The organism is Bacillus sp. AFS029637, from assembly GCF_002584985.1.
Classification (GTDB): Bacteria; Bacillota; Bacilli; order Bacillales; family Bacillaceae_G; genus Bacillus_A.
Genome location: NZ_NUPZ01000040.1, coordinates 132,248 through 153,348, shown reverse-complemented (window position 1 = coordinate 153,348; position 21,101 = coordinate 132,248). Strand labels below are relative to the sequence as shown.

Sequence of the window (21,101 nt, the reverse complement as noted above, 5' to 3'; positions counted from 1 at the left end):
GAGGGGTTGGAGTCATGAAAAACATTAGTTTATTAGGTGCAAGCGGATCAATTGGTACACAAACTTTAGATGTATTACGCTCGCACCCAGACCAATTCCGTCTCGTTGCTTTTTCTGTAGGGAAAAACATTGACTACGCAGTAAAGGTCATTCAAGAATTTTCTCCGCAAATCGTCTCTGTGCAAAGAGAGGAAGATGTTTTAAAATTACAAGCTGTTTCTGGTAATACAAAAATTGTATATGGTAGTGAAGGGCTTTTAGAAGTAGCATTACATCCAGATGCGGAGATTGTAGTAAATGCTGTTGTAGGTAGTGTAGGGTTGTTACCAACACTTCGTGCGATTGAGGCGAAAAAAACAATTGGAATTGCAAACAAAGAAACGTTAGTAACTGCAGGGCATCTTGTAATGGAAGCGGCACGAAAACATAATGTTTCGTTACTTCCAGTAGATAGTGAACATTCAGCTATTTTTCAATGTTTGAATGGTGAAAATGAAAAAAGAATTTCTCGACTAATTATAACGGCTTCTGGTGGAAGTTTCCGTGATAAAACGAGAGATGAATTGCATCATGTGACCGTGGAAGATGCGCTTCGACATCCGAACTGGTCAATGGGTTCGAAAATTACAATTGATTCTGCTACAATGATGAATAAGGGACTAGAAGTAATTGAAGCACATTGGCTTTTTGATATCCCTTACGAGCAAATCGATGTTGTTTTACATAAAGAAAGTATTATTCATTCTATGGTTGAATTTGAAGATCGTAGTGTAATGGCACAGCTTGGCTCACCTGATATGCGAGTACCAATTCAATATGCACTTACATATCCTGATCGATTGCCTCTTGCAGACACAAAACAGTTGAATTTATGGGAAATAGGGACGTTGCATTTTGAAAAAATGAATCAAGAACGATTCCGTTGCCTACGTTTTGCGTATGAAGCTGGTAAAGCAGGTGGAAGTATGCCAGCTGTAATGAACGCAGCGAATGAAGTAGCTGTTGAAGCTTTTTTACAAAAGAGAATTGGTTTCTTAACAGTAGAAGACCTCATTGAAAAAGCAATGAACCATCACAATGTCATTGCACGTCCGAGCTTAGAGGAAATTCTGGAAATTGATGCAGCCACAAGACGGTTTGTGATGGAACAAATTTAGCAAAGGTGGTTATGGAATTGGATACAGCGATTGCCTTTATATTAATTTTCGGTGCACTCGTATTTTTCCATGAGCTAGGGCATCTATATTTCGCAAAAAGAGCAGGTATTTTATGCCGCGAGTTTGCGATTGGTTTTGGTCCGAAAATATTCTCATTTGAAAAGAATGAAACGGTGTATACGATTCGTTTACTGCCCCTTGGTGGCTATGTAAGAATGGCTGGTGAGGATGCGGACACAGTTGAGTTAAAGCCTGGGAAAAAGGTTGGTCTTGTATTAAATGAAAAAGACGAAGTTGTGAAATTAGTTTTTGATGGATATGAAAAGTATCCAAATGTTCGCGTTATTGAAGTCGAACAAGCAGAATTAGAACATAATTTAACAATTTCGGGCTATGAAGAGTACGAGGAAGAGCTACAAACATTCCAAGTGAATGAAAAGGCTCGTATCATTACTGCTGGCGAAGAAATTCAAATTGCTCCGTATAATAGGCAGTTCGGCTCTAAAAAATTGGGTCAACGCGCTTTAACAATCTTTGCAGGTCCTGCAATGAACTTCATTTTAGCATTTGTTATTTTTGTGATTCTTGGATTTGTACAAGGGGTTCCCGTTGACAAACCAATGGTCGGAAAAGTAATGGAGAATAGTGCTGCAGAGCAAGCTGGATTAAAAGAAAATGATACAATTCAAGCAATTGATGGGAAAAACACGAGTACATGGAAAGATGTTGTTGCTATTGTACGTGAAAACCCGAATAAAGAAATTACGTTACAAGTAAAGCGTGATAATGAACAGTTTAATGTAAAAGTAACGCCAACGCTCGATAAAGAAGGCAAAGACGAAGTTGGTAGAATTGGTGTTTACTCTCCTGTGGAGAAAACAGTAATGGGTTCTATTAAATCAGGATTTGAACAAACTTATCAGTGGACGAAGTTAATTTTTGAATCGCTTGTAAAATTAGTAACTGGTCAATTTTCTATTAACGAATTATCAGGTCCAGTAGGGATTTATAATCTAACCGATCAAGTAGTAGATTATGGATTTACACGTGTACTAAGTTTAGCGGCAGTTTTAAGTATTAACCTCGGTTTATTTAATTTATTACCAGTTCCAGCTTTAGACGGTGGACGTTTATTCTTCTTCTTAATTGAAGCATTACGAGGGAAACCTATTGACCGTCAAAAAGAAGGAATGGTTCACTTTATTGGCTTTGCATTATTAATGTTACTTATGTTAGTTGTAACATGGAATGACATTCGTAAGTTTTTCTTGTAAAATAAAGTGGAACTTATAATGAAATAGAGCTCGTAGAATAAAATCCCTCACCTAACTCGAGGTGAGGGGTTTTACTGCGTGTAAGAGTAAAATGAAGAGGTGCGAATAAATGAAACAAAGTATGGTATTCAGTCCTACATTACGTGAAGTTCCAGCTGATGCTGAAATTAAAAGTCATCAATTATTACTTCGCGCAGGTTTTATGCGTCAAAATGCTTCTGGTATTTATAGTTTTCTACCATTCGGTTTAAAAGTACTGCATAAGGTAGAACGTATCGTTCGAGAAGAAATGGAACGTGCAGGAGCTGTAGAATTATTAATGCCGGCTATGCAAGCTGCAGAATTATGGCAAGAGTCAGGTCGTTGGTATTCTTACGGATCTGAATTAATGCGTATGAAAGATCGTAATGCTCGTGAATTTGCATTAGGAGCTACACACGAGGAAGTAATTACTGATCTTGTACGTGATGAAGTAAAATCATATAAAAAATTACCGTTAACATTATACCAAATTCAAACGAAGTTCCGCGATGAACAAAGACCTCGTTTTGGTTTATTACGTGGAAGAGAGTTTTTAATGAAAGATGCATACTCTTTCCATGCTACACAAGAGAGCTTAGATGAAGTATACGATCGCTTATACAAAGCATACTCTAACATTTTTGCTCGTTGTGGTTTGAATTTCCGTGCAGTTATTGCCGACTCTGGAGCAATGGGCGGAAAAGATACACATGAATTTATGGTATTATCTGAAGTTGGTGAAGATACTATTGCATACTCTGATACATCTGATTATGCAGCGAACATCGAAATGGCTCCTGTTGTAGCTACGTATACGAAGAGTGACGAAGAGGAAAAAGCACTTGAAAAAGTAGCAACGCCAGATCAAAAAGCAATTGAAGAAGTATCTGCATTCTTAAACATTGAAGCTGATAAGTGCATTAAGTCTATGGTATTTAAAGTAGACGAGAAATTAGTAGTTGTACTTGTTCGTGGTGATCATGAAGTAAACGATATAAAAGTGAAAAATGTATACGGCGCTTCAGTTGTTGAGCTTGCTTCTCATGAAGAAGTAAAAGAACTATTAAATTGTGAAGTTGGTTCATTAGGACCGATTGGTGTAACAGGTGATATCGAAATTATCGCTGACCACGCTGTAGCATCAATTGTTAACGGATGTTCAGGAGCGAACGAAGAAGGATTCCATTATGTAAATGTAAATCCAGAACGTGACTTTAAAGTGAGTCAATATACAGATTTACGCTTCATTCAAGAAGGAGACCAATCTCCAGATGGAAACGGAACAATTCTTTTCGCACGCGGAATTGAAGTTGGTCACGTATTCAAATTAGGAACTCGTTATAGTGAAGCAATGAACGCAACATTCCTAGATGAAAACGGGAAAACACAACCACTTATTATGGGTTGTTACGGCATTGGTGTATCTCGTACAGTGGCAGCAATTGCAGAGCAGTTTAATGATGAGAGCGGTTTAGTTTGGCCTAAAGCTGTCGCACCGTTCCATGTGCATGTAATTCCAGTAAACATGAAATCTGATGCACAACGTGAAATGGGTGAAAACATCTACAACTCATTACAAGAGCAAGGTTATGAAGTATTATTAGATGACCGTGCAGAACGTGCAGGTGTTAAATTTGCAGATGCAGATTTATTCGGCCTTCCAGTTCGTGTTACAGTTGGTAAAAAAGCAGACGAAGGTATTGTAGAAGTGAAAGTACGTGCTACAGGCGAGTCTGAAGAAGTGAAAGTAGAAGAACTTCAAACATATATTGCTAATATTTTAAAATAAGAAGAGGTACCTCGTAATGAGGTACCTTCTCTTTCTTTGTAAACGTATTTTGTAAAAGAAGAAGGGAGAAATCTTTCTTTGTAGTACGTTTCAATTTATAATAGCAAATGGAAGGAGAGTGCTTATGTCTTTAACAAATGAACAACAAGAGCGATTTCAAATTTTGCTCCAGCAGTTGCAAATACCAGAAGACCTTATAAATCAATATTTACAAGGCGGTGGTATTGAAAAGCTAGTTATTGATAAAGCAAATAAAAGTTGGCATTTTGACTTACAAGTGCCGCGTATTTTGCCGACGGAATTATATGAATTGCTAGAAACAAAGCTTAAGCAATCATTTTCTCATATTGCAAGAACAACATTTGCATTAGAAACAGAGAATAAACAATTTACAGAAGAAGAAGTGAGGGCGTATTGGCCACTTTGTACGGAACGAATTACATTTTCACCTATGTTTGCGTACTTAAAAAAACAACTTCCACAAGTGAATGGCGTGAAGTTGCTAATAAATGTGAATAATGAGCTAGAATCTACTGCTCTAAAGAAAAATGTTGCGAAACCAGTAGGTGAACAATATGAAGCTTTTGGATTTCCACGTTTTCAGTTAGACACACATATAAAACAAAATGTAGAAGAGATGCAAAAGTTTCGTGAGCAAACGCAGCAAGAAGACCGCGAGCGTGTTATACAAGCTATGGAAGAAATGGCGAAGAAGCAAGCTGAAGAAAGCAGCGTTGTACATGAAGGACCGATTACACTCGGGTATCTTATTAAGCCAGATGAAGAGATTACACCGATGCGAGAAATTCAAGATGAAGAAAGAAGAAAAACGGTTCAGGGATATGTCTTCCATGTGGAAACAAAAGAGCTTCGTAGTGGACGTACTTTATTAACTTTAAAAATAACGGATTATACAGATTCTATTATGATCAAAATGTTCTCACGTGATAAAGAAGATATTCCAATGCTACAATCCTTGAAAAAAGGAATGTGGGTGAAGGCTCGTGGTTCTGTCCAAAATGATACATTCGTTCGAGATTTAGTAATGATTGCAAATGATATTAATGAAATAACAGGACCTTCTCGTAAAGATAAAGCGCCAGAAGGTGAAAAACGAGTGGAGCTGCACCTTCACACTCCAATGAGTCAAATGGATGCTGTTACGCCTGTCTCTAAGCTTGTTGCCCAAGCAGGGAAATGGGGGCATGAGGCTATTGCGGTTACAGACCATGCTGTTGCTCAGTCGTTCCCAGAAGCGTATTCCGCTGGTAAAAAGGCTGGGGTTAAAGTTATATACGGTGTAGAGGCCAATTTAGTTAATGATGGTGTGCCGATAGCATATAACGAAGCGCATCGTTTACTGGCAGAGGAAACGTATGTTGTTTTCGACGTTGAGACGACAGGTTTATCAGCTGTATACGATACAGTTATTGAGTTGGCGGCTGTAAAAGTAAAAGGTGGCGAAATTATTGACCGCTTTGAATCTTTTGCAAATCCGCATCAACCATTATCGGCGACGATTATTGAATTAACAGGTATAACAGATGATATGTTAACCGATGCGCCAGAAGTGGACGAAGTGTTTAAAAAGTTTGAGGAATGGATGGGCGACCATACACTTGTTGCTCATAACGCAAGCTTCGATATGGGCTTCATTAACGTAGGATTTAAAAAGGCGGGGTTAGAAAAAACGAATAACCCAGTTATTGATACGTTAGAACTTGCACGATTCTTATTCCCGGAAATGAAAAATCATCGATTAAATACGATGTGTAAAAAGCTTGATATTGAATTAACACAACATCACCGTGCGATTTATGATACTGAAGCAACGGGATATTTACTTGTGAAAATGTTAAAAGATGTGATTGAAAAAGGCTTTGAATATCACGATCAATTAAATGATAGCATGGGACAAGGGGATGCGTATAAACGTGGACGCCCAAGTCATATGACATTGCTTGCTACATCGGACGTTGGATTGAAAAATTTATATAAACTTGTTTCATATTCTCACCTGAATTACTTTTACCGTGTACCACGTGTACCAAGGTCACTATTAAAAAAATACCGTGAAGGAATTTTAGTAGGAACAGCTTGTGATAAAGGTGAAGTGTTTGAAGCAATGATGCAAAAAGCTCCTGAAGAGGTAGAAGAAATTGCACAGTTCTATGATTACATTGAAGTAATGCCTCCAGAAGTGCTACGTCATTTAGTAGAACGTGAACTTGTTCGAGATGAAGGACAATTAAAAACAATTATTTCTAACTTAGTAAAACTAGGTGAGACGTTAGATAAACCAGTTGTCGCTACAGGAAACGTGCATTACTTAGACCAAGAGGATGCAATGTATCGCAAAATTTTAGTAAGTTCACAGGGCGGAGCCAATCCGTTAAACCGACATTCGTTACCGCCTGTACATTTCCGTACAACAGATGAAATGTTAGAGTGTTTCTCATTCTTAGGTGAAGACTTAGCGAAAGAAATTGTCGTAACGAATACACAAAAGATTGCATCATTAATTGGCGATGTTCATCCAGTAAAAGACGATCTATACACACCGAAAATTGAAGGTGCTGATGATGAAACACGTGATATGAGTTATAAAATGGCGCGTAGTATTTATGGTGAAGAGTTACCTGAAATTGTAGAAGCGCGTATAGAAAAAGAATTGAAAAGTATTATTGGACACGGATTCGCCGTTATTTATTTAATTTCACATAAGCTTGTGAAAAAATCGTTAGTAGACGGATATTTAGTAGGTTCGCGTGGATCGGTAGGTTCATCATTCGTTGCAACGATGATGGAAATTACAGAAGTAAATCCATTACCACCGCATTATGTATGTCCGAATTGTAAGCAATCAGAATTCTTTAATGATGGTTCTGTAGGTTCTGGTTTCGATTTACCGGATAAAGAATGTCCGACTTGTAATATTCCATATGTAAAAGATGGTCATGATATTCCGTTCGAAACGTTCCTTGGATTTAAAGGAGATAAGGTACCCGATATTGATTTGAACTTCTCTGGGGAATACCAACCACGTGCCCATAACTATACGAAAGTACTGTTCGGTGAAGATTATGTATATCGTGCAGGAACGATTGGTACAGTTGCGGAAAAAACTGCTTATGGATATGTAAAAGGTTATGCAAATGATCATAATTTAACGATTCGAAATGCAGAGATTGACCGCTTAGTAGCAGGATGTACCGGTGTAAAACGTACAACTGGACAGCATCCAGGTGGTATTATCGTTGTGCCAGATTATATGGACATCTTTGATTTTTCGCCAATACAGTTTCCGGCAGATTCAATAGGGGCTGAGTGGAGAACGACACACTTTGATTTCCACTCGATTCATGATAATTTATTGAAACTTGATATACTAGGACACGATGATCCGACAGTTATTCGTATGTTACAAGATTTAAGTGGTATTGATCCGAAAACAATCCCAACGGATGATCCAGAAGTAATGAAAATTTTCTCAGGTCCGGAATCGTTAGGTGTAACGGAAGAACAAATTAACTGTAAAACAGGTACACTTGGTATACCGGAGTTTGGTACGAAATTCGTAAGGCAGATGTTAGAAGAAACGAAACCGACGACATTCTCAGAGTTAGTCCAAATTTCTGGACTATCACATGGTACGGACGTATGGCTTGGTAATGCAAACGAGTTAATTTATAACGGTACATGTACGCTGAGTGAAGTTATCGGTTGTCGTGATGACATCATGGTATATTTAATCTATCAAGGTTTAGACCCATCATTAGCCTTCAAAATCATGGAGTCGGTACGTAAAGGTAAAGGTGTACCAGAAGAATGGGAAGAGGACATGAAAAGTAATAACGTACCAGGTTGGTATATTGATTCATGTAAGAAGATTAAGTACATGTTCCCTAAAGCCCATGCGGCTGCTTATGTACTTATGGCTGTACGTATTGCATACTTTAAAGTACATTTCGCGCTTCTATTCTATGCGGCTTACTTTACAGTTCGTGCAGATGACTTTGATGTAGAGGCGATGGCGAAAGGCTCGGCATCTATACGTGCGAGAATTGATGAAATTGCGCAAAAGGGACTCGATGCAGCGCCAAAAGAGAAGAGTTTATTAACGGTACTAGAAATGACACTTGAAATGTGTGAACGTGGATACTCATTCCAAAAGGTTGATTTATACCGCTCGCATGCAACGGAATTTATTATTGATGGGGACTCATTAATTCCTCCATTTAATGCAGTGCCTGGTCTTGGTACAAACGCTGCTTTAAGCATTGTAGAAGCACGTAAAAATGGAGACTTTTTATCAAAAGAAGACTTACAGCAACGCAGTAAGGTTTCGAAAACGATTATTGAGTATTTAGATAGCCAAGGTTGCTTAGGCGACTTGCCGGATCAAAACCAGTTATCGCTGTTCTAATAGGTAGGAAAAGTCTTTGCAAATCAATATTTCCTATGATATACTATTAACCGAGATAACCATGTCATGTATATTTTGCAAAGAGAAGAGTGGGGAAACCCACTCTTTCGTGTTACTATCTATGTTTTATCTACGTGGGTAGGTGAGACATTTCTGTCGTATATACATATTTTGTTACAAGTTTTACTTCTTAAATTTGGTAATACTAAGACAGATAATCCCTGCTGAACAGCAGGGGCTTTTGTTAGCTAACGAGAAAGAATAAGATAGACCGTTTTTATATGGATGGAGTCTTTTTCTTTTAAATGGTACATGGCGGCAGGAAGGAGGCTGTTTATGGATAAGAAAGTCACAGAAGTTGTAGAAGCATTTGCGCAGCCGATCGTTGAAGAGTTAAATCTTGAACTTGTAGATGTAGAATATGTGAAAGAAGGACAAGACTGGTTCTTACGCGTATTTATCGATTCTGAAAAGGGAGTCGACATTGAAGAATGTGGTGCAGTAAGTGAACGTTTAAGCGAAGCTTTAGATAAAGAGGATCCAATTCCTCATCTCTACTTTTTGGATGTATCATCTCCTGGAGCGGAACGCCCATTAAAGAAAGAGAAAGACTTCCAGCAAGCGGTAGGAAAACAAGTGGCAATTAAAACATATGAGCCGATTGACGGCGAAAAAATGTTTGAAGGAAAACTGCTTTCTTACGATGGTACAACAATAACATTATTATTAACAATTAAAACACGTAAAAAAGAAATCCAAATTCCAATGGATAAAGTTGCAAATGCGCGACTTGCTGTTACGTTTTAGTTAGAAGGGGGATCTTCATGAGCACTGAGTTATTAGATGCTTTGCTCGTATTAGAATCTGAAAAAGGTATTAGCAAAGACATTATTATTGATGCAATTGAAGCAGCTTTAATCTCTGCTTATAAGCGCAATTTTAATCAAGCACAAAACGTTCGTGTGAGCTTTAACCCACAAGTGGGAACAATTCAAGTTTTAGCACGTAAAGACGTAGTAGATAATGTGTTTGATCCACGTCTTGAAATTTCTGTAGAGGAAGCAAGACAAATTAATCCAAACTACCAAGATGGTGACGTACTAGAAATCGAAGTAACACCAAAAGATTTCGGTCGTATTGCAGCGCAAACTGCTAAACAAGTTGTAACACAACGAGTGCGTGAAGCAGAGCGCGGTGTTATTTACTCTGAATTTAGTGACCGTGAAGAAGATATTATGGTAGGTATTGTACAACGTCAAGATGCTCGTTTCATCTATGTAAGCTTAGGGAAAGTAGAAGCTTTATTACCTGTAAGTGAACAAATGCCTAACGAGCAATACAAACCACACGATCGTATTCGCGTATTCATTACGAAAGTAGAAAAAACAACAAAAGGACCACAAATTTACGTATCACGTACACATCCTGGTCTTTTAAAACGTTTATTCGAAATGGAAGTTCCTGAAATTTATGATGGAACGGTAGAGATTCGCTCTGTAGCACGTGAAGCTGGCGATCGTTCTAAAATCTCTGTATATGCAGAGAACATTGATGTGGATCCAGTAGGTTCTTGTGTAGGACCGAAAGGACAACGTGTACAGCGCATTGTAGACGAATTAAAAGGTGAAAAAATTGACATCGTTCGCTGGTCAAATGATCCAGTTGAATATGTTGCAAATGCTTTAAGCCCATCACAAGTTGTTAAAGTACTTGTAGATGAAGAAGAAAAAGCGACAACTGTTGTTGTTCCAGACCACCAGCTATCATTAGCTATCGGTAAGCGTGGACAAAATGCGCGCCTTGCGGCTAAATTAACAGGCTGGAAAATTGATATTAAGAGTGAGTCTGATGCGAAACAACTTGGTATTGTAACAGAAGAAGATAGCGTAATCGCATTCGGATTCGATTCTGTTGAAGACGAAATCGAATAGAGGTGATGAGTATGAGCAATCGAAAAGTTCCGTTACGAAAATGTGTTGCGACGCAAGAAATGAAATCAAAACGAGAGCTCGTTCGCATTGTTCGTTCCAAAGAGGGAGAAGTGTCCATTGATTTAACTGGAAAAAAATCAGGACGAGGTGCATACTTGTCAAAAGATAAAGAAAGCATTCTTCAAGCTCAAAAGAAAAATGTTTTGGAACATCATCTAAAAGCGAAAATCGACGGTTCTCTATACGAAGAGCTTCTTGAGCTTGTTGAGAAGGAGTCGAAATAAGTGTCCGATTGGAAATCGTTTTTAGGACTAGCAAACCGGGCTCGAAAAATTATTTCGGGTGAAGAACTTGTTTTAAAAGAAGTACGAAGTGGCAAAGCAAAACTTGTATTGCTATCTGAAGATGCGTCAGTGAATACTACAAAACGCATCACAGATAAAACGACGTACTACAACGTACCAATGAGAAAGGTCGAAAATCGACAACAATTAGGGCATGCGATTGGGAGAGATGAGCGAGTCGTTGTAGCTGTGTTAGATGAAGGCTTTGCGAAAAAGCTGCGTAGCATGCTCGATACAAATTACCGGGGGTGAAGGTATGAGTAAAATTCGAGTGCATGAATATGCAAAACAACATAATATCTCAAGTAAAGATCTTATGACAAAACTAAAAGAAATGAATATCGAGGTTTCGAATCATATGACAATGTTAGACGATGAAGTAGTAAACAAATTAGATAATGAATACCAAGCAGAAAAACCTTCTGTTGCAGATGAGTTTGAAGTAGAAGAAAAAGTTGTTCGTAGTAAAAAGAACAGCAACAAGAAAAAGAAAAAAGGTAAAGGTAACGAAGACAAGCGTCAAGATAACTTTGCTGGAAGACAACAAACACAAATAGTAGAAACACCAGATAAAATTACTTTCTCTGGAAGCCTTACAGTAGGTGAGCTTGCTAAAAAATTAAGCAAAGAGCCGTCTGAAATTATTAAGAAACTCTTCATGCTAGGAATTATGGCAACAATTAACCAAGACTTAGATAAAGATACAATTGAGTTAATTGCTACTGATTACGGTATTGAAGTAGAAGAAGAAGTAATTGTAAGTGAGACTGAATTTGAAACATTCATCGATGAGCAAGATGATGAAGAGAACTTAAAAGAACGTCCAGCTGTAGTTACAATCATGGGACACGTTGACCATGGTAAAACAACATTACTTGACTCTATTCGTAACTCAAAAGTAACTGCTGGCGAAGCAGGTGGAATTACTCAGCATATTGGTGCATACCAAGTTGAAGTAAATGATAAGAAGATTACATTCTTAGATACACCTGGTCACGCGGCGTTTACAACGATGCGTGCTCGTGGTGCGCAAGTAACTGATATTACAATCCTTGTTGTTGCAGCTGATGACGGTGTTATGCCACAAACAGTTGAAGCGATTAGCCATGCGAAAGCAGCTGGAGTACCAATTATTGTAGCTGTGAATAAAATGGATAAACCAGCAGCAAATCCTGATCGCGTAATGCAAGAATTAACAGAATATGAATTAGTTCCAGAAGCATGGGGTGGAGATACAATCTTCGTACCAATCTCTGCGATTCAAGGCGAAGGAATTGACAACTTACTAGAAATGATTCTTCTTGTAAGTGAAGTAGAAGAATATAAAGCAAATCCAAATCGCTATGCAACTGGTACTGTAATTGAAGCACAGCTTGATAAAGGTAAAGGAACTATCGCGACATTACTTGTTCAAAACGGTACACTTCGAGTTGGAGATCCAATTGTTGTTGGAACATCATTCGGACGTGTTCGTGCAATGGTAAGTGATATTGGTCGTCGTGTAAAAGTTGCTGGTCCATCAACTCCTGTTGAAATTACAGGTTTAAATGAAGTACCACAAGCGGGAGATCGTTTCATGGCATTCGCTGATGAGAAGAAAGCTCGTCAAATTGGTGAATCACGTGCACAAGAAGCGTTACTTGCACAACGTGGTGAGAAGTCTAAATTAAGCCTTGAAGATTTATTCCAACAAATCCAAGAGAGCGATGTAAAAGAAATCAACTTAATTGTAAAAGCAGATGTACAGGGTTCTGTTGAAGCGATGGCAGCATCACTTCGTAAAATTGATGTTGAAGGCGTAAAAGTTAAAATCATTCACACTGGTGTAGGTGCGATTACAGAATCTGATATTATTTTAGCTTCTGCATCTAATGCAATTGTAATTGGATTTAACGTACGTCCAGATGTGAACGCGAAGCGTACAGCTGAATTAGAGAACGTTGATGTTCGCTTACACCGTATTATCTACAAAGTAATCGAAGAAATTGAATTAGCAATGCAAGGTATGCTTGATCCAGAATTCGAAGAAAAAGTAATCGGTCAAGCGGAAGTTCGTCAAACGTTTAAAGTAACAAAAGTTGGAACAATCGCAGGTTGTTACGTAATAGACGGTAAAATTACACGTGATAGTGGTGTTCGTATTATCCGCGATGGTATAGTAATTTTCGAAGGTCAACTTGATACGTTAAAACGTTTCAAAGACGACGTAAAAGAAGTTGCACAAAACTATGAGTGTGGTATTACAATTGAGAGATATAATGATCTTAAAGAAGGGGACATCATTGAAGCGTACATTATGGAAGAAGTGAAGCGATGATTATCGCTTCACTCTCATTCGAGTGTATGATTTACGATGTGCATTCTTTAAAAGAGAAACGAGCTATTTTGCAACGGGTGCTAACTCGTGTGAAGCAGCGTTATAACGTAGCTGTTTCAGAAGTAGGGCATCAAGATGTATGGCAACGTACAGAAATTGCAATTGTTTCTGTATCCTCCAATCGTGTTGTTTGTGAAAAAGAAATGAATCGTGTACTTGAGTACATCGATTCATTTCCTGAAATTGAACGTACGATAACACAATTGGAATGGTATTGAATGAGGTGAAGAGTTATGAAATTACGTGCAAACCGTGTAGGCGAGCAAATGAAAAAAGAATTAGGCGACATCATCAGTCGTAAAATTAAAGATCCACGTGTCGGATTTGTTACAGTAACAGATGTACAAGTGAGTGGAGATTTACAAATTGCTACAGTGTATATTTCTGTTTTAGGTGATGAGGAACAGAAAGAAAGTACACTAAAAGGTTTAGCGAAGGCAAAAGGCTTCATTCGTTCAGAAATTGGCCAACGTATTCGTCTTCGTAAAACGCCGGAAATTTCCTTTGAATTTGATGAGTCTATCGGATATGGTCATCGAATTGATACACTTTTACATGAAATTAATAAAGAAGGTAAACGTGAAGAATAATGGATAGACAATTGTCTATCCATTTTTTCAATGTAAAATAAGTTTTAGGTAATGATTATGAAAGAATTACGATGAGGTGAACATATATGGAAGGTGTAGTATTATTACATAAGCCAAAAGGCATGACATCACATGATTGTGTATTTAAATTAAGAAAGATATTGCGTGAAAAACGAATTGGTCATACAGGAACATTAGATCCAGATGTAACAGGAGTATTACCTATTTGTGTTGGACGAGCAACGAAGATTGCACAATTTTTAACAAGTGAAACGAAAACATATGAAGGTGAAGTGACATTAGGGTTTTCAACAACAACTGAAGATGCTTCTGGTGAAGTTGTGGAAACGAAAAATGTAGATCGTGTTATGACTCGTAAGGAAGTGGAAGAGGTTCTTATGGCATTAACAGGTACGATTGAGCAAATGCCTCCGATGTTTTCGGCTGTAAAAGTTAACGGAAAAAAATTATATGAATACGCAAGAGCAGGACAAGAGGTTGAACGTCCAGTTCGTACAATTACAATTCATGAATTTGTATTATTAGATGACCGCGAAGTTTTTGAAGGTGAAAATATTTCATTCCGTTTCCGTGTAACGTGTAGTAAAGGAACTTATGTAAGAACGTTAGCAGTAATGATCGGTGAAAAACTTGGTTTTCCATCACATATGTCTCACCTTGTAAGAACGGCTTCTGGTGAATTTTTATTAGAAGATTGCATATCATTTGAAGAAATTGAAGAAAACGTGCAAAATGGAACAGTAGAGTCTATCTTCATTTCAATTGATGAAGCATTAAGTAAGTTCCCGAAAATGGTTGTAGATGAAAAGCAAGCAGAGAAAATAAAGAATGGTATGTTCTTAAAAAATGAATTGCAAATAACGGCGCCATTTATAACAGTGTTTGATAAAAACGATCGCTGCCTTGCAATTTATGAGCACCATCCAAAACACCCTGGTATGCTAAAGCCGATGAAAGTACTTGTGAATAATCAAGAACTAAAGCTATAATGAATTATTGGAAGGATTATTACAGAAAAAGGTGAATTCAAGCGTGAAACTTATTCATTTAACTCATCCACATGAACAAAATAAATTAGAATTACCACCTACTGTAATGGCATTAGGATTTTTTGATGGCATTCATTTAGGACATCAATGTGTGATTCGAACTGCGAAGCAAATAGCGGATGAACGAGGATATAAAAGTGCAGTGATGACATTTTATCCGCATCCATCTGTTGTTTTAGGTAAAAAAGAAGCGCATGCCGAGTATATTACACCAATGTGTGATAAAGAAAAAATAGTCGAGAACTTAGGAATCGATATATTATATGTTGTTAAATTTGACGAATCATTTGCAGGCTTATTGCCACAACAATTTGTAGATGATTATATTATTGATTTAAATGTAAAGCATGTAGTAGCAGGGTTTGATTATTCATATGGACGTTTAGGAAAAGGAAAGATGGAGACTTTACCATTTCATGCAAGAGGGGAGTTTACACAGACTGTGATTGAAAAAGTTGAATTTCAAGAAGAGAAAGTAAGTTCTACAGCATTACGAAAATTAATTCGAAATGGTGAAATGGAACAAATTCCATCTATTTTAGGTAGAGCCTATACAGTAGGAGGAACAGTTGTACACGGTGATAAACGTGGACGTCAAATCGGTTTTCCAACAGCTAATATAGGTTTAAGTGATAAGTATCTATTACCACCTGTAGGTGTTTATGCAGTGAGATTAAAAGTTCACGATGAATGGTACGATGGTGTGTGTAATATTGGATATAAACCAACTTTTAAAGAAGATGAGCGTCAACTATCTATTGAAGTGCACTTATTTGAATTTAATAAAGACATATACGATCAAAGTGTTACAGTAGAGTGGCATATGCGTATAAGAGAAGAGAAGAAATTCAATGGCATTGATCAATTAGTTGAACAAATTGCAAAAGATAAGAAAACAGCACAAGAATATTTTGCGAACGAAAAGAATACACTTGCTTTTTCAAATGAAAAGTAGTATTCTATGTTATGTACTTTATGACAACCATTGCTTGGCATTGCGACTCACCGACGCTTGCTAGGTAATTGGGGGTTTAATTATTAGGAGGTGAAATAGGATGGCTTTAACACAAGAGCGTAAAAATGAAATCATTGCACAATTTAGAACTCATGAGACTGATACTGGTTCTCCAGAGGTTCAAATTGCTGTCCTAACGGAGCAAATTAACACTCTAAACGAGCACTTACGTACTCACAAGAAAGATCATCATTCACGTCGTGGTCTATTAAAGATGGTTGGTAAACGTCGTAACTTACTAACTTACCTTCGTAATAGCGATATCACACGTTACCGTGAATTAATCACAAAGCTTGGCTTACGTCGATAGTCAAAGAAGCGGGAATATTCCCGCTTTTTTGTTAGGTAAAAATATATCTTCTACTCTTTATAGCTTACTTCATTTTCGGTAATACTAGAGGTAGAATATTGTGATATACTATCCATTTACATAGAAGAATTGAATACTTTAAATTGAGAGGGGTACTTAAATGAGTCAAGAAAAGCAAGTCTTCTCGATAGATTGGGCTGGTCGTCAGCTAACAGTTGAAACAAGTCAGCTTGCAAAGCAAGCGAACGGAGCAGTATTAGTAAGATATGGCGATACAGCGGTTCTATCTACAGCAACTGCATCAAAAGAAGCAAAAAATGTAGATTTCTTCCCACTTACAGTAAACTATGAAGAGCGTTTATATGCAGTCGGAAAAATTCCTGGCGGTTTCATTAAACGTGAAGGTCGTCCAAGTGAAAAAGCAATTTTGGCAAGTCGTTTAATCGACCGTCCAATTCGTCCACTTTTCGCAGATGGTTTCCGTAACGAAGTACAAGTTGTCAGCATCGTAATGAGTGTTGATCAAGATTGTTCTTCTGAAATGGCAGCTATGCTTGGTTCTTCATTAGCGTTATCGATTTCAGATATTCCATTTGAAGGTCCAATCGCGGGCGCAACAGTTGGTCGTATTAACGGCGAATTCGTGATTAATCCAACAGTAGAACAGCAAGAACAAAGTGATATTCACCTTGTTGTAGCTGGTACGAAAGATGCAATTAACATGGTTGAAGCAGGAGCAGATCAAGTGCCTGAAGAAACAATGTTAGAAGCAATTATGTTTGGTCACGAAGAAATTAAACGTCTAATTGCATTCCAAGAAGAGATTGTACAAGCTGTAGGTAAAGAGAAATCAGAAGTGAAACTTTATGAAGTTGACGCTGATCTGAATCAAGCTATACGTGAAATGGCTGAGAAGGATATGCATTCTGCAATTCAAGTACATGAGAAACATGCACGTGAAGATGCAATTAACGAAGTGAAAAAACGTGTAATTGAGCATTACGAAGCGCAGGAAGCTGACGCTGATACATTAGGACAAGTAAGTGAGATTTTATATAAAATTGTAAAAGAAGAAGTACGTCGTCTTATTACAGTTGAAAAAATCCGCCCAGATGGCCGTAAAGGTGACGAAATCCGTCCATTAGCATCAGAGGTTGGCATTTTATCTCGTACACACGGTTCTGGTTTGTTCACACGTGGACAAACACAAGCATTAAGTATTTGTACATTAGGAGCATTAGGTGATGTGCAAATTTTAGATGGTCTTGGTGTAGAAGAATCAAAACGCTTTATGCACCATTACAATTTCCCATCATTTAGTGTTGGTGAAACAAGACCGATGCGTGGACCAGGTCGTCGTGAAATTGGTCACGGTGCACTAGGAGAACGTGCGCTTGAGCCTGTAATTCCATCTGAAAAAGATTTCCCATACACAGTACGTCTTGTATCAGAAGTTTTAGAATCAAATGGTTCTACTTCACAAGCAAGTATTTGTGGTAGTACTTTAGCAATGATGGATGCTGGTGTTCCACTTAAAGCTCCAGTTGCAGGTATTGCAATGGGTCTAGTTAAATCTGGTGAGCATTACACAATTTTATCTGATATTCAAGGTATGGAAGATCATTTAGGTGATATGGACTTTAAAGTAGCAGGTACAGCGCAAGGTGTAACTGCACTGCAAATGGACATTAAAATCGATGGTCTATCTCGTGAAATTTTAGAAGAGGCATTACAACAAGCGAAAGTTGGTCGTGTGCACATTCTAAATCATATGTTATCTGTTATTGCAGAGCCACGTACTGAATTATCAGCGTACGCTCCAAAGATTATTACAATGACAATTAACCCAGATAAAATCCGTGACGTTATCGGACCGAGCGGTAAACAAATCAATAAAATTATTGAAGAAACTGGCGTTAAAATTGACATAGAGCAAGATGGTACAGTATTCATTTCTTCAATAAATCAAGAAATGAATGACAAAGCTAAGAAAATTATCGAAGATATCGTTCGCGAAGTACAAGTAGGTGAAATCTACGAAGGAAAAGTGAAGCGTGTTGAGAAATTCGGTGCTTTCGTTGAATTATTCAGCGGTAAAGATGGATTAGTTCACATTTCTGAACTTGCACTTGAGCGTGTAGGAAAAGTAGAGGACGTTGTGAAAATCGGTGACGTAATTACAGTTAAAGTTATCGAGATTGACAAGCAGGGCCGCGTGAATTTATCTAGAAAAGTATTGCTAAAAGAAGAGCAAGAAAAAGAAGCTGCTAAAGAAGAAAACAAACAAGAGCAGCAATAAGTAAAAGCCAGTTTAACTGGCTTTTTTTGTTATGTAAAAAATATGATTTACATATATTTTTATGTCAGCATAGGTATAGTTTTCATTATAACGCTCAAATTAACAAAGATAAGAAGAAAAATGTTTTTATATAGTTAATGGGAGGGTTTATATGAAAACTCGTATATTGGCATACATATGTATATGTTTTTTATATGTCAGTGTAGGCTCTTATTCCGTTTTTGCACAGGATAATTTATATGATGAAATTCAAAAACATGCAAAACAATATGAGATTGCACCTCAAAATGCGATGATTGATAAAATATGGAAGGCGACACCGGGGTATAATGGCAGACAAGTGGATATGGAAGCATCGTATAATAATATGAAAAAGCTAAAGAAATTTGATCAAAAACATCTTGAATTCAAGGAAGTATCACCAAGTGTCCATTTAGAAGATTTATCACCGGCCCCAATTTATAGGGGACATCCAAACAAAAAGATGGTGGGATTAACAATAAATGTTGCATGGGGAAATGAGTATTTGCCTCGTATATTAGAGATTTTGAAAAAACATGATGTGAAGGCGACCTTCTTTTTGGAAGGACGTTGGGTGAAAGAAAATTTACGGTTTGCAAAAATGATTGTTGATGCAAATCAAGAAGTCGGAAATCATTCTTACACGCATCCTAATATGAAAACGCTATCGTCTGATGAAATACGAGATCAGTTACAAAAAACAAATCGAATGATAGAGGCTGCTACGAATCAAAAAGTGAGATGGTTTGCCCCGCCAAGTGGCAGTTTTCGAGATGAAGTCGTGAAAATTGCAGATGATTTTCAAATGGGCACGATTATGTGGACAGTGGATACAATCGATTGGAAACGACCAGAACCAGACGTATTATTGCAGAGAGTGATGCGAAAAATACATCCAGGTGCTATTGTATTAATGCATCCTACCTCGTCTACAGCAGACGCATTAGATACAATGATTACAAAATTGAAGGAACAAGGATATAAAGTAGGGAATATAACAGAATTACTGGATGAAAAACGTGTAGATTAAATACATTTGCATGACATTCATCCTTAAACTTGTTATCATTAAATAATAGCATTTATTTAGAGAAACTGGCAGTAGGAGGAAAGTTTTTGATTAAAAAATATACTTGTAAAAATGGTGTAAGAATAGTTATGGAGAATATACCAACCGTAAGATCGGTTGCGATTGGTATTTGGATCCATGCAGGATCAAGAAATGAAAATGAAAAAAATAACGGGATTTCCCACTTTTTAGAGCACATGTTCTTTAAAGGAACAGAAACACGTAGCGCACGAGAAATTGCAGAATCATTTGATAGCATTGGTGGGCAAGTAAATGCTTTTACTTCAAAAGAATATACATGTTACTATGCAAAGGTGCTAGATGAGCATGCCAAATATGCTTTAGATGTTTTAGCAGATATGTTCTTTAATTCAACATTTGATGAGGAAGAACTGAAAAAAGAGAAGAATGTCGTATGTGAAGAAATTAAAATGTACGAAGATGCTCCAGATGATATCGTGCATGATATGTTGACGAAAGCAACATATGAAACGCATCCGCTTGGATATCCTATTTTAGGAACAGAAGAAACGCTTGATACGTTTACAGGTGATACGTTACGTCAATATATAAAAGATCATTACACACCTGAAAATGTAGTTGTATCAATTGCAGGAAATATTGATGAAGCATTTTTACAAACGGTAGAGCAATATTTCGGTAGTTATGAAGGAACGACAAACCGCGAACAAGTACATAGCCCAATTTTCCATTTTAATAAGGTAGCACGTAAAAAGGAAACAGAACAAGCTCATTTATGTTTAGGATATAAAGGCTTGCAAATGGGACACGAAGATATTTATAACTTAATTGTATTAAATAATATTTTAGGCGGCAGTATGAGTAGTCGTTTATTCCAAGAAGTACGTGAGCAACGCGGATTAGCCTACTCGGTATTTTCTTACCACTCTTCTTATGAAGATACAGGCATGTTAACACTGTACGGTGGAACAGGAAGCCAACAACTAGATACACTGTATGAAACAATGCAAGAAACGTTAGAGACATTGAAAAATACAGGTATTACAGAAAAAGAGCTTATTAATAGTAAAGAGCAATTAAAAGGAAACTTAATGTTAAGTTTAGAAAGTACGAATAGTCGTATGAGCCGTAATGGTAAAAATGAATTGCTTCTTCGTAAGCATCGTTCACTTGATGAGATTATTGAAAGTGTTAACACTGTGACAAAAGAAAATGTAGATGGATTAATTCGTAACATGTTTACAGATGAGTTCTCTGCGGCACTTATTAGTCCAGATGGAAAACTTCCAAAAGGAATTAAACTATAATTGTTTTTTTATGATGTATTCGAAAATAACCGTATTTCTTTTAAAAGAGATACGGTTATTTTTTTTAGCCATACAGAATAGGTACTACATATAGATAGCTAACATTAAAAATTAAATAG

General features: G+C 37.3%; 17 protein-coding genes. All 17 read left to right on the top strand.

The features are described 5' to 3' along the window. Nucleotides 1–14 precede the first annotated feature (14 nt). The 17 genes from dxr (at nucleotide 15) to COE49_RS21555 (ending at nucleotide 20,982) form a co-directional block, all read left to right on the top strand. Nucleotides 15–1,157: a 1-deoxy-D-xylulose-5-phosphate reductoisomerase gene (dxr, locus tag COE49_RS21640; RefSeq protein WP_088230120.1), complete on the top strand. Its 1,143-nt coding sequence runs from the start codon at nucleotides 15–17 to the stop codon at nucleotides 1,155–1,157. A gap of 17 nt (nucleotides 1,158–1,174) precedes the next feature. Continuing rightward, a complete protein-coding gene (gene rseP / locus COE49_RS21635) occupies nucleotides 1,175–2,431 on the top strand; it encodes an RIP metalloprotease RseP (protein WP_140417315.1) in 1,257 nt (418 codons plus the stop codon). Between the two features lie 109 nt (nucleotides 2,432–2,540). Further along, entirely contained in the window at nucleotides 2,541–4,241 is a 1,701-nt protein-coding gene (locus COE49_RS21630; protein WP_088230118.1) for a proline--tRNA ligase, read from the top strand. 124 nt (nucleotides 4,242–4,365) lie between these two features. Continuing rightward, complete coding sequence (locus COE49_RS21620) at nucleotides 4,366–8,667, top strand: PolC-type DNA polymerase III (protein ID WP_088230117.1); 4,302 nt, start codon at nucleotides 4,366–4,368, stop codon at nucleotides 8,665–8,667. A gap of 336 nt (nucleotides 8,668–9,003) precedes the next feature. Next, entirely contained in the window at nucleotides 9,004–9,474 is a 471-nt protein-coding gene (gene rimP / locus COE49_RS21615) for a ribosome maturation factor RimP (RefSeq protein WP_000359095.1), read from the top strand. Nucleotides 9,475–9,491: 17 nt separating this feature from the next. Continuing rightward, entirely contained in the window at nucleotides 9,492–10,598 is a 1,107-nt protein-coding gene (nusA, locus tag COE49_RS21610) for a transcription termination factor NusA (RefSeq protein ID WP_088230116.1), read from the top strand. A gap of 11 nt (nucleotides 10,599–10,609) precedes the next feature. Further along, nucleotides 10,610–10,882, top strand: coding sequence for an RNase P modulator RnpM (gene rnpM, locus COE49_RS21605; RefSeq protein ID WP_000071127.1), 273 nt, complete (start codon nucleotides 10,610–10,612; stop codon nucleotides 10,880–10,882). Beyond that, a complete protein-coding gene (locus COE49_RS21600) occupies nucleotides 10,883–11,194 on the top strand; it encodes a YlxQ family RNA-binding protein (protein ID WP_001286523.1) in 312 nt (103 codons plus the stop codon). A 4-nt stretch (nucleotides 11,195–11,198) separates the two neighbouring features. After that, entirely contained in the window at nucleotides 11,199–13,259 is a 2,061-nt protein-coding gene (gene infB, locus COE49_RS21595) for a translation initiation factor IF-2 (RefSeq protein ID WP_088230115.1), read from the top strand. Further along, complete coding sequence (locus COE49_RS21590) at nucleotides 13,256–13,537, top strand: DUF503 domain-containing protein (protein WP_017151268.1); 282 nt, start codon at nucleotides 13,256–13,258, stop codon at nucleotides 13,535–13,537. Before infB ends, COE49_RS21590 begins: the two co-directional genes overlap by 4 nt. A gap of 15 nt (nucleotides 13,538–13,552) precedes the next feature. Beyond that, nucleotides 13,553–13,909, top strand: coding sequence for a 30S ribosome-binding factor RbfA (rbfA, locus tag COE49_RS21585; protein ID WP_000776443.1), 357 nt, complete (start codon nucleotides 13,553–13,555; stop codon nucleotides 13,907–13,909). Between the two features lie 86 nt (nucleotides 13,910–13,995). Further along, entirely contained in the window at nucleotides 13,996–14,919 is a 924-nt protein-coding gene (truB, locus tag COE49_RS21580; RefSeq protein WP_088230114.1) for a tRNA pseudouridine(55) synthase TruB, read from the top strand. A gap of 43 nt (nucleotides 14,920–14,962) precedes the next feature. Next, nucleotides 14,963–15,934, top strand: coding sequence for a bifunctional riboflavin kinase/FAD synthetase (gene ribF / locus COE49_RS21575; RefSeq protein WP_088230113.1), 972 nt, complete (start codon nucleotides 14,963–14,965; stop codon nucleotides 15,932–15,934). Between the two features lie 100 nt (nucleotides 15,935–16,034). Beyond that, nucleotides 16,035–16,304: a 30S ribosomal protein S15 gene (rpsO, locus tag COE49_RS21570; protein WP_001229392.1), complete on the top strand. Its 270-nt coding sequence runs from the start codon at nucleotides 16,035–16,037 to the stop codon at nucleotides 16,302–16,304. A gap of 160 nt (nucleotides 16,305–16,464) precedes the next feature. Next, the gene (gene pnp, locus COE49_RS21565) at nucleotides 16,465–18,603 is read left to right on the top strand and encodes a polyribonucleotide nucleotidyltransferase (protein ID WP_088230112.1); all 2,139 of its coding nucleotides are present in this window, start codon (nucleotides 16,465–16,467) and stop codon (nucleotides 18,601–18,603) included. A gap of 151 nt (nucleotides 18,604–18,754) precedes the next feature. Next, a complete protein-coding gene (locus COE49_RS21560; protein WP_098253115.1) occupies nucleotides 18,755–19,654 on the top strand; it encodes a polysaccharide deacetylase family protein in 900 nt (299 codons plus the stop codon). A gap of 86 nt (nucleotides 19,655–19,740) precedes the next feature. Beyond that, nucleotides 19,741–20,982, top strand: coding sequence for a M16 family metallopeptidase (locus COE49_RS21555; RefSeq protein WP_088230110.1), 1,242 nt, complete (start codon nucleotides 19,741–19,743; stop codon nucleotides 20,980–20,982). Nucleotides 20,983–21,101 lie beyond the last annotated feature (119 nt).

Bases quoted from the DNA above. Each gene is read 5' to 3' on its own strand.
- dxr (WP_088230120.1), top strand. From the start codon at position 15: ATGAAAAACATTAGTTTATTAGGTGCAAGCGGATCAATTGGTACACAA.
- COE49_RS21630 (WP_088230118.1), top strand. From the start codon at position 2,541: ATGAAACAAAGTATGGTATTCAGTCCTACATTACGTGAAGTTCCAGCT.
- COE49_RS21620 (WP_088230117.1), top strand. From the start codon at position 4,366: ATGTCTTTAACAAATGAACAACAAGAGCGATTTCAAATTTTGCTCCAG.
- rimP (WP_000359095.1), top strand. From the start codon at position 9,004: ATGGATAAGAAAGTCACAGAAGTTGTAGAAGCATTTGCGCAGCCGATC.
- nusA (WP_088230116.1), top strand. From the start codon at position 9,492: ATGAGCACTGAGTTATTAGATGCTTTGCTCGTATTAGAATCTGAAAAA.
- rnpM (WP_000071127.1), top strand. From the start codon at position 10,610: ATGAGCAATCGAAAAGTTCCGTTACGAAAATGTGTTGCGACGCAAGAA.
- infB (WP_088230115.1), top strand. From the start codon at position 11,199: ATGAGTAAAATTCGAGTGCATGAATATGCAAAACAACATAATATCTCA.
- COE49_RS21590 (WP_017151268.1), top strand. From the start codon at position 13,256: ATGATTATCGCTTCACTCTCATTCGAGTGTATGATTTACGATGTGCAT.
- rbfA (WP_000776443.1), top strand. From the start codon at position 13,553: ATGAAATTACGTGCAAACCGTGTAGGCGAGCAAATGAAAAAAGAATTA.
- truB (WP_088230114.1), top strand. From the start codon at position 13,996: ATGGAAGGTGTAGTATTATTACATAAGCCAAAAGGCATGACATCACAT.
- rpsO (WP_001229392.1), top strand. From the start codon at position 16,035: ATGGCTTTAACACAAGAGCGTAAAAATGAAATCATTGCACAATTTAGA.
- pnp (WP_088230112.1), top strand. From the start codon at position 16,465: ATGAGTCAAGAAAAGCAAGTCTTCTCGATAGATTGGGCTGGTCGTCAG.
- COE49_RS21560 (WP_098253115.1), top strand. From the start codon at position 18,755: ATGAAAACTCGTATATTGGCATACATATGTATATGTTTTTTATATGTC.